The sequence below is a fragment of the Algoriphagus aquaeductus genome (assembly GCF_003253485.1).
Classification (GTDB): Bacteria; Bacteroidota; Bacteroidia; order Cytophagales; family Cyclobacteriaceae; genus Algoriphagus; species Algoriphagus aquaeductus.
Map to the genome: position 1 here is coordinate 20,075 of NZ_QKTX01000022.1, position 14,107 is coordinate 34,181.

A 14,107-nucleotide genomic window follows, 5' to 3' on the forward strand; every position below is an offset into this window, starting at 1 on the left:
ATCTTTAACTATCCAAATCCAATACCGTCTCCCAAAGTACCAAACCATTCGCGGAAGCAGTAGGAACCGTCTCCCATTCGTGAGTAGGATTTTCTAGACGACTTTTGATTTCTTCTAGGGAAAAATACCAAATGGCATAAACCATTTTACGGACTTGGTGATAGAGAAAACCCGTTCCAGTCACTTCAAAGCAATAGATTTTTTCGGGTGAAAACTCAGTAGAAAAAGCTTCGGTCTCGAAGATTTTGGCTTCTAAGATTTCTCTGGTGAAATCAATCTTATTTCCCGAAATTCTGCAGAAAGCTCTGAAATCATGCTTTCCCACAAAAAGCGAAGCATTTTCCTGCATTCGTTCCAATGAATTGATCTGGGAAACCGAAGTCAAAAAAGCTGAGGCAAATGGATGAAAAGATTCAGAATCTGAGAAAAAGTAACGGTACGTTTTCTGTTTGACCGAGTGGATCAGATTGAAGTCTCTGGGAATTGGCCGAACTGAATTGAATCGGATTTCTCCATTCAAATTCAGGTTCAAGGCTGCCAAGATCGGTTCAAAATCCACCTCTTCCCGAAGGAAAATCTGAACAAAACCCTGCCTACAACTCACTCCTGAATCGGTCCGACTCGATCCGATCAAGCGTAAATCCTCGTGACCCAACACAAAGCGAACCACCCGCTCCAATTTCCCCTCCACTGTGGGCTGCTCTTTCTGCTTGGCCCAACCCTTGAATCGGGCACCGTAATACGAAATGGAAAAAAGGTAGGAGAAAGGACGAGAAAGCATTTGAGATAAGGAGATGATTTGGGCGGAGAATTTTATTTCCCTCTGATCTTGGGTAACTTGGAACAAACCCAAAAATACGCGCTATGAAAACATTTCTCAGCCTCCTGCTCCTTTTTATCGGTTTTTCAGCATTGTCCCAAACTGTACCAAGTAAAGACATCCAAATCAAACTGGCTGTCCTGGCAGCTCCGGAAGATCAGCGGGCCGGTGCCACGGTGTATGCCTTTGACGGCGCCTTGCTTCGAAAAGGCACCAATCAAACCGTTTGCTTAGGTGATGACCCCGGCCGAGAAGGTCTTTCGGTTTCCTGCTACCATAGCAGCGCACAGCCCTTTATGGAGCGAGGATGGGCGCTCCGAAAAGAAGGCAAAACTGCGGATGAAATTTTCAAGATTCGGGAAGCGGAATCCAAAGCCGGGAAACTCAAACTACCCGATCAGGGAAGCTTGCTCAATGCCTTGACTGCCGAGCATGCCGATGTCAACTGGACTACCGGTGAAGCCAAAAACACCTACACCCGCTCGGTCGTCTATATCCCATGGGCCACGGCCGAAAGCACCGGATTGCCACTGAAACCAGCCGGTCCCGGTTTACCTTGGATTATGGATCCGGGCACACATCGGGCGCATATTATGATTAATCCGGCGAGGGATTGAGTTATTCGTTAAATTTGAAAAAATTCGATTATGGAACTTTCATTAAAAGAGGTATTTGAGGCGTCCAAAGGTGTGCTGTCCGAAATAGTTGATCTTTCAGACCCTGACTTCAGATTAGAACAGGTTGAATTTAAAAAAGATGAAAAAATTTGGGATGTAGTTGTCTCATTTTTAGTCGCAAACAAAAATAAACCTGTTGGAATTACTCCAATAACTTTTTCTTTCCCGGTTGAGCGAGTTTACAAAAGGCTAAAAATCGATGAAAACAAAGAAGTGCTGGGGATTTACATGTTTTCAGAGGCAGGATGATTTTTGTGGATACGAATGCGCTGATCCTCTTAGTAGTCGGACTTATTGATAAGTCTCTAATTTCATCGCATAAACGTACTTCTATTTTTGAATCGATTGATTTTGAGAATTTGGCTTTTCTGATCGGTGACTTGGAGAAAGTGGTAACTACTCCGAATGTTTTGACAGAAGTGGATAATCTGCTGAATAATTTTCAAAGAGGCCATCGATGGGCCTATTACCAAGTAATAAGAGAATTGATAGCAAAGTCAACAGAGAAATTTCTTGAGTCTAAAAAAATGATGGACTCCAATGCTTTTTTTGAACTAGGACTAACAGATTCAGGAGTTCTGGAAATTTGCAAAGAGTGTGATTTTTTGATTACCGGAGATTCCAGACTTTCAGACTATGCCAATGCTTATGGTATAAAAGTGATAGACTTAAAAAAAATCAGAAATGAGCGATTAACTTCACTTTGATTCTGAGGAGATTGTCATCTCATGATTTTGAATCTACTTAGGGAAAAAAATTATTTAGGTTTCATTATGAAAAACTTCAATCAAATCAAATCCAAACTGGAAATCCACAAAAAGGAGCTTTTTGAAAAGTATCCGATCAAGGACTTGGCGATTTTTGGTTCCTATGCCCGCAATGAACAAAAAGAAGCGAGTGACCTGGATTTGATGGTAGAGTTTCATAGCCGTGTAGGTTCAGAGTTTATTGAATTGGCGGATGAACTGGAGGAAATCCTTGGAATCAAAGTCGATTTGGTCTCCAAAAAAGGAATCAAAGAGCGGTATTTTGAGCGGATTAAAGGGGATTTGATTTATGTCTAGGAGAGACATCGACTTGCTTCTCATGGACATGAAGGAGTCCGCAGAGAAAATTTTGAAATATACAGAAGGGCTTACCTATGACGATTTTTTAAGGGATGACAAAACAATCGACGCGGTAGTTAGAAACTTCGAAATTATTGGAGAAGCATCAATCCGGATTGAAGATGATTTCAAACTTGATCATCCGCAAATCGAATGGAAAAAACTACGGGGATTTCGAAATCGAATCGTTCATGAATATTTTGGAATCGATTACGAAATAGTTTGGTCTATCATTGAGAGTGACCTTGAAGAATTGATTTTTCAACTTGAAGAAATTTTAAAAAATGGCAAAGAAGAAAAATAGTAAAGCGGAATTCATAAAATATTTCGGGCCAGTCCTTGAAGCTCTAAAAGCTTTAGGGGGCTCTGCAAAACCAAGAGAAATATCTGAATGGATTGGTGACCATTATCAATTACCGGATGAGGTATTAAATGAAAAATATGAAAAGTCCGGTCAATTAAAATTTCCTAATCAGATCGCTTGGGCAAGACAATATTTGGTATGGGAAGGTTTACTTGATTCGTCAAAACATGGGATTTGGGCTTTAACCGAAACAGGATGGAAAACTAGCTTGGATGAAAAACAAGCGTATGATATTTTTTTGAAATGGGTTAAGATTTTTCAAGACTTAAGGCAGAACAAAGAATCAATTGATCAAGAGGAGAAAAATATAGAAAAAGTGATAGAAACTACTGAACCGGAGGAAGGACAATCAGTAGTAAAACCAACACTATTGGAAGTTTTACAAAGCATTTCACCAACAGGCTTTGAACATCTTTGTGGTCGACTACTAAAGGAATATGACTTTGAAAATATCGAAATAACCCAACGTTCCAATGATGGGGGAATTGATGGCTACGCAACCTTGAAACTAAATCCATTTGTCAGTTTGAGCGTTTTCTTTCAATGTAAAAGATTCCAAGGTACAGTACCGACTGAGAAGGTTCAGGCATTTATTGGCGTTATGGAAACCAATAAAAGAAGTGTAGAAAAAGGATTAATAATTACTACTGGGAATTTTGCTAAGGCGGCACACGAGATAGAAAAAGCTAACATTAAATTAGAACTTATTGATGGGGCAAAATTGGTGGAAATGTTTGAAAGAAAGGAACTGGGAGTAATTCCAAAAACCATTTACGACCCTGACATGAAGTTTTTCGAGAGATATAGAGAAATGAAGTAGGGCAAAGAAACCACCCCATCCCTGAGGTGGTTTCTTTGTTTACACAGCTAAATTCTTACCCCAAAACCATGGCTATCAGCCAATTTTGCAATTAACAAGATTAAAAGCATTTCATTGATTCCCTTAGCTTAATTGTTAATTAAATTTATTCACTCTTTCAAAAAGGTTAACTCAACAGCAGGATGGAACTTATCAGAATTGAAGACTCCAATTTCACCTCCGGTTATATAGAAACCCAAATCAATATCTTTACTGACACCTTGATCTGCCAATGCAAATTTGGATTTGGGTTCATTTTCCAATAAATCAAACACAATAAATAAGTCTTTCACTCCCTCCGGTATAAGTACGGATCCATCTAAATTCACCTTCATCCATCCTGGTTTAGATACTTCTACCACTTTATTACCCTGCAATAATTCCGAGAAGTCTTTAATTGAATTTATCTTACCCTGGTAAATTTGAAAGCCTTTTTTGGGGACTAGTATCCGAATTGATACATCTACTTTTTCTTCCAAAACTTTAGACACATAAAACTTAATTTCATCCAAATAAAGCTGTTTCTTCTTCGGTATTTTGACTCTGATGGTGTATCGATAAAACTCTCCCTTGGAACCTCTCACTGTTACTATGGGATTTGATACCTCCCGTACCTTACCTGAAGCATTTCCAATTTTTAGCTCACTTAGGACAGTTGAGTTAATGGCAATCACCGGAAGTTCAAATTCCTTGGCTTTCAAAAAAATCGCGCCCACCTCCCAAATCCTCTTTACAGAAAGGAGAGTATCATTGATCCCATAGCCTGAAATGTTGATCAAGGAGTTCTCTGGGATTTCCTTTTTTAGGTATTCTAGTTTACCAGTCAAATCAGTAAACCCCATGAAACTCCCTCCCTCCACCTGTACCCTGAGATATGCAAGAGGCATGCGCTCATTTGAAGAATAGAAATAGGTAGTACTTCTCTCTTGCCCAAAAGACTGAACGAAGATCAAAAAAAACGGAACGATCAAATATTTATTTGCCGATTGTATAAGACACCAAAATGGGTTTTTCATAGTCAACTTCAGTTAAATCTAATAGCTCAATGACCTGCTCATCATACTCACCTGGCAATAGAACAGTATGAAATAAACCTTCGCGAACAGCTATTGGCTTTAAGAAAATCTCTTTTAAGTCAGAATCAATCGAAAAACGGAAGGCTTGTCCATTTTGAATTAATCCAAAATTTACATTGTCTATAGTTTCGTTGAAAAAATTAAACCCAATCGATTTTTCACCAATTAATAGATTATGAGGAGCAAAATAATAGGTGCCATTTTTTAAAACAGCCCAAAAATCCTCTGCATCCACAACCTCCGATGTTTTTTCTGGTATTTTCTTTACTCCAAAATCAATTTTGAATTTGACTGATAAGGAATCACTGAATATTTGAAACACACTATTGCTAAAAGGCTGCACCAAAAACGAATTCCCTGAAAAAAAAGAAATACTCTGTGCTAAAAATGCCTCTATATTTCCCGAAAATTGAGGTTTATAGTTTGAATTGGCTAATTCTGCATCAAAAAACCCGTATCCCTTATATACTTCACCTTCCAGTTCAGAATCTGAAACCAAAAAAACTCGATCCTCGGCAAGACCGCCTATTCCTCCCAAGAAATAATCTTTGGCTTTGTATTCCTGAAAAACAGAAAAGTCTGATTTTAAATAGTTGATAAGCTTTTGGTAAGACCGATCATAAACTAGAATCGAGTTTTCTCTTAATACAAAAAACTCAATTTTGGAATACTCACCTGGCCCTGTCCCTAATTTTAAAAGTTGCTTTTTAAATCTTCCCTCCCTGTCGAAAAGAAGAATGGAGGAATTTATTCCGTCTTCAAGTACTAATATATCAGAATCAGAAAACTCAACTTGCATCACTTTACCAAAAAGAATTGAATCGTAAACGTCCAATTGTGTAGTTGATTCAATTTTTATCCATTCTTCAATTTCACTTTCCATTATTTTGGAATTTGAGAAATTAAGAAGTTCTATGTTATCCGCATTTTTTTTTAAAGAGCAGGAAAATAAGAACGGCATTATTAATAAAAAGAATTTTGTCTTCATGGAGAAAGAAAAGTTGCCCCAAACGAACCCATTTGGGGCGAAATATTCAACATTTATTATAAACTAATGTCTGGGACATTTGGCTGGTCACAACGCAAGAGGCATCTATATCCTTCTTTGGGCTTACAACCTGAAACTAAAAACTGTTTCTTTTCATTCGGATAGGCCTTATCACAATCCCCAGGTTCAGCATTTACTTGTGTTGGCATCACTGAAAATGATAAGATCCCAGTCATCAAAATGGTAATAATTAAATAGACTTTCTTTTTCATTTTTTAAAACGATTTAAGTAAAACAATGATTAATAGGCCTTTAATGTGCACACCAAAAAATACTCCCCCCATATTTAAATTGTCAAGTGGAAACCTAAAGAAAACTTAATAAAATTTACAACTAATTGATAATCAGAAATAAAAATTAATTTTTGAAATCTATAGAATTTACTTATAACCCTGTAAATCAACCTATTATATAATTTTTTCTTATGTTACACATAAAAATTCACCAACAAGTAAGCCTGAGGTGGCTACCTTAATTTACCGGGAAAAAAATCTAATCCTAAAATCTTGGCTGCCAGCCATCCAAAACCCGATTTAATCTGAATCTAAGCAGCTTGGATGATCGAAAGAATTTTTCCAATATGCTTACTTCAACCTAGTTTGAAAAAGCTCAGGCCTCTGATAGGTATTAAACACCGACATGACATAAACGGGTTTATCAATCATCGAATAAAAAAACCACCCCATTCCTGAGGTGGTTTCTTCCTACATAAGTAGAAAATCTTATCCCAAAATCTTCGCTGCCAGCCAGTCTCCTACTTCAGAAGTCTTGTAAGCTTTGCCGTCTTCTGCGATATCTTCTGTCACCACTCCTTCTGCCAATGAAAGATTCACCACATCACTGATCAGTTTGGCTTCTTCCGCCAGTCCAAAGGCATAATCAAACATCATCGAAGCTGAAAGCACCGTTCCCAACGGATTGGCGATATCTTTTCCTGCTGCCTGTGGATACGAACCGTGAATCGGTTCGAATAGCTTCACTTTGGAACCCAAGGATGCCGAAGGCATTAAGCCCATGGAACCGGAAATCACTGATGCTTCGTCGGTTAGGATGTCGCCGAATAGGTTTTCGGTAATCAACACATCGTAAGCTTTTGGCCACTGGATCAATCGCATCGCTACCGCGTCAACGAATTCGTATTCCACTTTCACATCCGGATACTCAGGCGCAAGTTCCTGCACGGTTTCTCTCCACAGTCTGGAAGTTGCCATCACGTTGGCTTTGTCCACGCAGGTCAGGAGTTTTCTTCGCTTCTGCGCAGCTTCAAAGCCCATTCTCGCCAAGCGCACAATCTCTTCCTTGCTGTACACATTCGTATCGAAGGCTTTGGTACCCTGCTCATTTCGGCCTCTTGGCTCACCAAAGTAAACTCCGCCGGTCAACTCTCTAAAAAACACCAAATCCACGCCATCCACTCGGTCGAGCTTCAATGGAGACTTATGCACCAAAGAAGGGAAAGTAAAGGTTGGTCGCACATTAGCGAAAAGACCCAACTTCTGTCTCATTCTGAGCAAACCTTGCTCAGGGCGGACTTTGGCTTTGGGGTCATTGTCGTATTTGGGATCACCGATCGCTCCAAAAAGGACTGCATCCGACCCTGCGCAAATCTCATGGGTAGCATCCGGATAGGGATCTCCCGTAGCATCGATAGCGCAAGCACCGACTAGTCCTTCTTTGAAAGTAATCGTATGACCAAACTTTTTTCCTACAGCTTTCACTACTTTGACCGCCTGGGCGATGACCTCAGGACCGATGCCGTCACCCGGCAATAACGCGATATTCATTTCCATAATAGGTGGATTCTTCTTTTTCTGGTTGGTAAGTCATGTTTTCGATGATGTTGAGCATTTTCTCAGTGGCCATCATCGCTGCCACGGTTTGGTCAGGGTCAAGCCCCTTGGTTTTGAAGATTTTGCCATAATCCCAGGTAATCACCGTTTCCACAAAGGCATCGGTTTTACCTCCCGGAGGAATAGACACATGGTAATCCGTCAATTTGGGGAGTTCCCGACCGAGTGATTTGTAGATCTTTTTCAGCGCACGCATAAAAGAATCATACTGCCCATCTCCGGTGGCACTTTCATCATAAAACTTACCATGGATATTCATCCGTAGTTGCACGGTAGGCTTTAATCCCTTGGAATGGGTCATGTGATAGCCTTCGATGCTGATCGTTTTGGCAATGGAGTTGTTTTGGAGCACATCGGAAATGATGTAAGGCAAATCCTCTGTGGTCACCCGCTCCTTTTTGTCCCCCAATTCAATGATTCGTTGGGTCACTCGGGTGAGTTCCTCTTTTTCCAGGGAAATACCCAACTCCTCCAAATTCTTGAGAATATTAGCTTTGCCGGAGGTTTTTCCCAAGGCATATTTTCGCTGGCGCCCAAATCGCTCGGGCATCAGGTCGTTGAAATAGAGGTTCTTTTTGTTGTCTCCGTCGGCATGAATTCCGGCAGTTTGAGTAAAGACATTTTCGCCCACGACCGGCTTATTGGCAGGAATATGATGACCGGAAAACTGCTCTACCAACTTGGAAACGCGGTAGATTTTCTGCTCCTGAATTCCGATATCGAAATCAGTAAAATCCTTGATCACCGCCACGACGGATTCTAAAGGAGCATTTCCTGCTCGCTCCCCCAAACCGTTGATCGTGGTGTGGATTCCAGAAGCTCCATGATTTATGGCCTCCAGGACATTGGCAACCGAAAGATCATAGTCATTGTGCGCATGGAAATCGAAATGAACTCCCTGAAATTTTTCCGTGATCTGTGTCAGGAAAGTTTTTACTTCTTCTGGAGAAAGCAATCCCAAAGTGTCTGGAAGCATGATTCGCTTCACGGGCTGCTGAGTGAGAAACTCGATCAGGCTGAGCGTATATTCCGGAGAATTTCGCATGCCATTGGACCAGTCTTCGAGGTACACATTGACTGCGATTCCCTTTTCCTGGGCATAGGCAATGCTTTGGGCGATTTCGGCGAAGTGTTGTTCCGGCGTTTTTTTGAGCTGATGAACCAGGTGATTCAAAGAACCTTTGGTCAGCAGGTTGAGCACTTTGGCACCCGACTCTACGATCCAATTGACGGAAACCGGGGTATCCACAAAGCCCAATACCTCCACGCGGTCGAGATATCCTTTTTGTGCTGCCCAGGTTGTGATTTTCTGGACTCCTTCCAGTTCTCCTTCGGATACACGGGCCGAGGCAACCTCAATACGGTCCACCTTAAGCTCCTCGAGAAGTAATTTGGCAATCTGGAGCTTTTCCGAAGGCAAAAAGGAAACCCCTGAGGTCTGTTCGCCATCCCTCAGCGTGGTATCCATGATTTCTATGCGTCTGCCCATAGAACCCTCCAAGGGTTTGAAACCCTTGGAGGGTCGGGATGCATGATTTCCTGTTGCCTCCATTTTAAGCATCATTTATCTGGATGCAGCAAATGCATCGATTTCAGACGACATGTTCAACAGGTAATCGATGTCATCGAAGCCATTGGTCATGTTGTCTTTTTTGTATTCATTGATATCGAAAGATTCAGATTCTCCTGTAGCGAGGAGCTTGATCTTTTGCTCGGGAAGATTGACCTCGATTTCGGTCTTAGGATCGGCCTCGATGGCAGCAAAAAGTTTTTCGGCAAATTCAGGGGAAACTGTCACCGGAAGGACTCCGATATTCAGACAGTTATTTTTGAAGATATCTGCGAAAAAGCTGGACACCACACAGCGGAATCCATAATCATAGATCGCCCAGACGGCATGCTCCCGGCTGGAACCTGACCCGAAGTTTTTGCCGGCAACCAAGATTTTCCCAGAGTAGGTTGGATTATTTAGGACAAAGTCCTTCTTTGGATTGCCCTCTACATCGTATCTCCAGTCGCGGAAAAGGTTGTCTCCAAAACCTTCCCGCTCCGTTGCTTTCAGGAATCGGGCAGGGATGATCTGATCGGTGTCCACATTTTCAGTCGGCAAAGGAACTGCTGTACTGCGTAGGACGGTGAATTTATCGTAAGCCATTGTTTCGAATTGTAAAATTGAAAGATTGGAAGATTGAAAAATTAATTTTCAAAGACTTCCCTAGGATCGGTGATTCTGCCGGTGATTGCGACCGCTGCCACAGTCAAAGGTGAGGCAAGCATAGTGCGGGCACCTGGTCCTTGACGACCTTCGAAGTTTCTGTTGGAAGTAGAAACCGCATATTTCCCTGAAGGAATCTTATCATCGTTCATCGCAAGGCAAGCAGAGCAACCCGGTTGACGAAGTTCAAATCCCGCTTCTTCGAGGATTTTCACCAAACCTTCTTCGTGAGCCATTTTCTCTACTTCACGAGATCCAGGTACAATCCAAGCAGTGATGTTATCTGCTTTTTTATGCCCTTTTACAAATTGAGCAACTGATCTAATGTCTTCAATTCGGCCGTTGGTGCAGGAGCCTACAAAGACGTAGTCGACGAGTTTTCCTTTGACCGGTTCACCCGGAGCAAAGCCCATGTAATCCAAAGATTTGAGGTATGAAGTTTTATTGGAACCTTCCATTCCCTCGGTAGAAGGGATATTTCCCACTACTTTGATTCCCATACCCGGATTGGTGCCGTAGGTAATCATTGGTTCGATATCCGCTGAATCGAAAACCAATTCTTTGTCGAAAACTGCCCCTTCGTCGGTTTTTAAAGTTTTCCAATAAGCCACAGCTTTGTCCCAATCCGCTCCTTTTGGAGCATATTGTTTTCCTTTCAGGTAGTTGAACGTCGTCTCGTCAGGAGCAATCAGTCCACCTCGTGCACCCATTTCGATGGACATGTTGCAGATGGTCATGCGGGCTTCCATGGAGAGATTTCGGATGGCCGAACCGGCATATTCCACAAAGTAGCCTGTGGCTCCAGCTGCAGAAATTTTCGAGATGATGTAAAGAATGATGTCCTTGGAAGTCACTCCTTTTCCGAGATCACCTTCCACCGAAATCCTCATTTTCTTGGGTTTGGACTGCATGATACATTGAGTTGCCAAAACCATTTCCACCTCAGAAGTACCGATACCAAATGCAATCGCTCCAAAAGCGCCATGAGTTGAGGTATGGGAATCCCCACACACGATGGTCATGCCAGGCTGAGTCACTCCGAGTTCAGGACCGATCACGTGCACGATTCCATGGTGGGCAGAACCCAAGTCATGAAGCTCGATCTCGTATTTTTTGCAGTTTTCTCGGAGCTTTTCCACCTGCATGCGGGAAAGCTTATCCTTGATCGTCTGATCCTGATCTACCGTAGGCACGTTGTGGTCAGGAGTAGCGATTGTTCGGTGAGGATATTTTACTCCGATTCCTCTTTTCTCCAAGTTGAGAAAGGCCACCGGAGAGGTGACCTCATGGATAAAATGTTTATCGATGAAGAATACATCCGGGCCGGCAGGGACAGATTTCACCACGTGAGAATCCCAGATTTTATCAAATAATGTTGTCTTTTCCATAATTAAGCAGTCGCGTATTCTTTGACTGGTATTTTATTGAGTGCATCGACAAAGGCTTGGGCAGATGCCAGGACAATGTCTTGATTGGAGGCAAAACCGTAGTAGGGTTTGTCGGATTTGATCAGGCGCATGTGAACTTTGGCCACATCATCACTTCCGTGAGTGATCGCCTGAATGAGGAATTCTTCCAAATCAACCTGTGGCTTCACGATTGTCTCGATTGCTTTAAGCACTGCATCCACCGGACCAACACCTGATGAGGAAGCTTGATGGGTTTCATTGCCTATTTTGAGCGTTACTTCAGCGTTGACCGAGCCATTGGATGAATAGCTGACCTTTTCCAGTTCGATGAAATTGGACTCGTCTAGGTATTTACCGACCAATTCCAACAGGTCCTTTCTTCCGATATCACGCTTGGAATCAGCCAAAACCAAGAATGCTTCATAGACTTCTCTCAGCTCTTCTCCCTCGAGTTCGACGCCCAAAGCGTCCAAATGGTGTTTCAAAGCAGCGCGTCCTGATCTTGCGGTCAATACGATGGATGACTCCTCTACCCCAACCTCTTTCGGATCGATGATTTCGTAGTTTTCTCGATGCTTCAATACCCCATCTTGGTGAATTCCGGAAGAGTGCGCAAACGCATTTCTTCCCACGATCGCCTTGTTGGGTTGGACCGGCATATTCATCAGCTTGGATACCAAACGGCTGGTTTGGTAGATTCTCGGAGTGACGATATCGGTATAAACAGGAATGGATTTATGACATTTGATCGCCATGACCACTTCTTCCATAGAAGTATTTCCCGCTCTTTCTCCGATTCCGTTGATGGTCACTTCGACCTGCCGGGCACCATGCTGTACGCCGGCTACGGTATTGGCAGTAGCCATTCCGAGGTCATTGTGGCAGTGGGTAGCGATGATGGCCTTGTCAATGTTTGGCACATTGTTTTTCAGACTGGCTATGATCGCACCATATTGCTCGGGAAGGCAATAGCCTGTGGTATCTGGGATATTGACAACCGTGGCGCCGGCTTTGATGACTTCTTCGATGATTTTGCAAAGAAAATCAGGTTCGGATCGTCCGGCATCTTCCGCATAAAACTCCACATCCTCCACAAAGCGCTTGGCAAATTTTACCGCAGCGACACCACGCCGGATGATTTCATCCGGAGTAGAGCGCAATTTGTATTGAATATGATAAGGAGAAACCCCGATTCCGGTGTGAATTCGGCCCTTTTTGGCGTATTTGAGTGCAGCAGCGGCTACTTCGATGTCCTTTTCTACAGCTCGGGAAAGGGCACAAATGATCGGATTGGAAACGGCCTTCGAAATCTCCTGCACGGAATTGAAATCTCCCGGACTGGAAATCGGAAATCCCGCCTCAATAATATCCACGCCCAGCTCCTCGAGGGCCTTGGCTACGATGATCTTTTCCTGGGTATTGAGTTGGCACCCGGGCACTTGCTCCCCGTCACGCAGGGTCGTATCGAATATCCACAGCTTATCACTCATTATATTTCGGGTTTGGGTTTTTAATTATTCTCTGGTCTCAACTGACGGACGACCGCACCGGCCTGCCACATTTCAGACTCACGCAATTCTTTCAATTCAGCTTCAAGCTTCTCTCTGTAATCCGGCTTGGAGTTGGAATCGATGGATTTTTGAGCTTCCACTCCGGTTTTTACTGAGTTGTAAAGCGCCTCGAAAACCGGCTTGGTTGCATCACGGAAAGGCTTCCACCAATCTAACGCTCCGCGCTGTGCGGTAGTAGAGCAATTGGCATACATCCAGTCCATGCCGTTTTCAGCAACCAACGGCATCAAAGACTGGGTCAATTCTTCTACAGTCTCATTGAATGCTTCGGAAGGAGTATGTCCGTTTGATCTCAACACTTCGTATTGAGCTGCGAAAATGCCCTGGATTGCGCCCATCAAGGTTCCTCTTTCTCCGGTCAAATCGGAAGTCACCTCGCGATAGAAATCTGTTTCAAAAAGGTAACCCGAACCAACACCAATACCCAATGCCACCACGCGGTCTTTAGCTTTGCCGGTAGCATCCTGATAGATGGCATAGGAAGAGTTCAAACCTCGACCTTCCACAAACATTCTTCTCAATGAAGTACCGGAACCTTTTGGAGCGACCAAGATCACGTCCACATCAGCAGGAGGAATAATGCCTGTTTTCTCTTTGTAGGTCACTCCAAAACCGTGAGAGAAATAAAGTGCTTTGCCTGGAGTCAGGTGTTTTTTTACCGTTGGCCAAAGAGCAATCTGACCCGCATCAGAGAGCAAAAACTGAAGAATTGTACCCTTTTGACAGGCTTCCTCGATCTCAAAAAGCGTCTCACCTGGAACCCAGCCATCGGCAATAGCCTTGTCCCAAGTTTTGGAGCCGCTACGCTGGCCGACGATCACGTTGAAGCCGTTGTCTTTCAGATTAAGTGCTTGTCCAGGTCCCTGTACACCGTAACCAATGACAGCAATGACTTCGTCTTTGAGCACTTCTCTTGCTTTTTCCAAAGGAAATTCTTCCCGGGTAACTACGTTTTCTTCAACGTTTCCAAATTTCAATTTCATAAGTCTGTAGTTTGATTTTTAAAGGCCTTATGGAATCTCGCCTAGCAAAAGAGCAGCCTAGCGGCTGAAAACTTCGGCAGGTTTGATTTCATAGTGTTGGATTTTTAGATTGTATAAACAGGTTTGAGA

Annotated in this window: 16 protein-coding genes; 6 read left to right on the forward strand and 10 right to left on the reverse strand. The window is 42.9% G+C overall.

What is annotated here, in order from left to right:
• Positions 1 to 4: 4 nt before the first annotated feature.
• Entirely contained in the window at positions 5 to 781 is a 777-nt protein-coding gene (locus CLV31_RS20070) for a tRNA pseudouridine synthase A (protein ID WP_146250944.1), read from the reverse strand.
• A gap of 83 nt (positions 782 to 864) precedes the next feature.
• Between CLV31_RS20070 and CLV31_RS20075 the strand changes: the two genes are divergently transcribed.
• The 6 genes from CLV31_RS20075 to CLV31_RS20100 all read left to right on the forward strand — a co-directional run bounded on the left by CLV31_RS20075 (position 865) and on the right by CLV31_RS20100 (position 3,787).
• Complete coding sequence (locus tag CLV31_RS20075) at positions 865 to 1,437, forward strand: hypothetical protein (RefSeq protein ID WP_111394875.1); 573 nt, start codon at positions 865 to 867, stop codon at positions 1,435 to 1,437.
• A gap of 30 nt (positions 1,438 to 1,467) precedes the next feature.
• Positions 1,468 to 1,746 carry a hypothetical protein gene (locus tag CLV31_RS20080; RefSeq protein ID WP_111394876.1) on the forward strand — a complete coding sequence of 93 codons (279 nt, stop codon included), beginning with the start codon at positions 1,468 to 1,470 and terminating at the stop codon, positions 1,744 to 1,746.
• Positions 1,747 to 1,751: 5 nt separating this feature from the next.
• The gene (locus tag CLV31_RS20085; protein ID WP_146250945.1) at positions 1,752 to 2,204 is read left to right on the forward strand and encodes a PIN domain-containing protein; all 453 of its coding nucleotides are present in this window, start codon (positions 1,752 to 1,754) and stop codon (positions 2,202 to 2,204) included.
• Positions 2,205 to 2,270: 66 nt separating this feature from the next.
• Positions 2,271 to 2,561, forward strand: a complete 291-nt coding sequence (locus CLV31_RS20090; protein WP_111394911.1) for a nucleotidyltransferase family protein — start codon at positions 2,271 to 2,273, stop codon at positions 2,559 to 2,561.
• Between the two features lie 28 nt (positions 2,562 to 2,589).
• Positions 2,590 to 2,907 (forward strand): HepT-like ribonuclease domain-containing protein, encoded by a 318-nt coding sequence (locus tag CLV31_RS20095; RefSeq protein WP_262510289.1) that lies wholly within the window; start codon positions 2,590 to 2,592, stop codon positions 2,905 to 2,907.
• Positions 2,888 to 3,787 (forward strand): restriction endonuclease, encoded by a 900-nt coding sequence (locus CLV31_RS20100; protein ID WP_111394879.1) that lies wholly within the window; start codon positions 2,888 to 2,890, stop codon positions 3,785 to 3,787. The genes CLV31_RS20095 and CLV31_RS20100 overlap by 20 nt, the downstream gene beginning before the upstream one ends.
• A gap of 149 nt (positions 3,788 to 3,936) precedes the next feature.
• On the opposite strand, the gene CLV31_RS20105 is transcribed toward CLV31_RS20100, so the two are convergent.
• The 9 genes from CLV31_RS20105 to ilvC form a co-directional block, all read right to left on the reverse strand.
• Complete coding sequence (locus tag CLV31_RS20105; RefSeq protein ID WP_146250946.1) at positions 3,937 to 4,527, reverse strand: hypothetical protein; 591 nt, start codon at positions 4,525 to 4,527, stop codon at positions 3,937 to 3,939.
• Positions 4,528 to 4,801: 274 nt separating this feature from the next.
• Entirely contained in the window at positions 4,802 to 5,890 is a 1,089-nt protein-coding gene (locus CLV31_RS20110) for a 6-bladed beta-propeller (protein WP_111394881.1), read from the reverse strand.
• 56 nt (positions 5,891 to 5,946) lie between these two features.
• The gene (locus CLV31_RS20115; RefSeq protein WP_111394882.1) at positions 5,947 to 6,162 is read right to left on the reverse strand and encodes a hypothetical protein; all 216 of its coding nucleotides are present in this window, start codon (positions 6,160 to 6,162) and stop codon (positions 5,947 to 5,949) included.
• A gap of 510 nt (positions 6,163 to 6,672) precedes the next feature.
• Complete coding sequence (gene leuB, locus CLV31_RS20120; RefSeq protein ID WP_111394883.1) at positions 6,673 to 7,740, reverse strand: 3-isopropylmalate dehydrogenase; 1,068 nt, start codon at positions 7,738 to 7,740, stop codon at positions 6,673 to 6,675.
• Positions 7,709 to 9,289, reverse strand: a complete 1,581-nt coding sequence (locus CLV31_RS20125) for an alpha-isopropylmalate synthase regulatory domain-containing protein (RefSeq protein WP_111394912.1) — start codon at positions 9,287 to 9,289, stop codon at positions 7,709 to 7,711. Before CLV31_RS20125 ends, leuB begins: the two co-directional genes overlap by 32 nt.
• 75 nt (positions 9,290 to 9,364) lie before the next feature.
• Positions 9,365 to 9,955, reverse strand: a complete 591-nt coding sequence (gene leuD, locus CLV31_RS20130; RefSeq protein WP_111394884.1) for a 3-isopropylmalate dehydratase small subunit — start codon at positions 9,953 to 9,955, stop codon at positions 9,365 to 9,367.
• 41 nt (positions 9,956 to 9,996) lie between these two features.
• Positions 9,997 to 11,403 carry a 3-isopropylmalate dehydratase large subunit gene (leuC, locus tag CLV31_RS20135; RefSeq protein WP_111394885.1) on the reverse strand — a complete coding sequence of 469 codons (1,407 nt, stop codon included), beginning with the start codon at positions 11,401 to 11,403 and terminating at the stop codon, positions 9,997 to 9,999.
• A gap of 2 nt (positions 11,404 to 11,405) precedes the next feature.
• Entirely contained in the window at positions 11,406 to 12,914 is a 1,509-nt protein-coding gene (locus CLV31_RS20140) for a 2-isopropylmalate synthase (protein WP_111394886.1), read from the reverse strand.
• Between the two features lie 20 nt (positions 12,915 to 12,934).
• Positions 12,935 to 13,978, reverse strand: a complete 1,044-nt coding sequence (gene ilvC / locus CLV31_RS20145) for a ketol-acid reductoisomerase (protein WP_111394887.1) — start codon at positions 13,976 to 13,978, stop codon at positions 12,935 to 12,937.
• Positions 13,979 to 14,107: the final 129 nt, after the last annotated feature.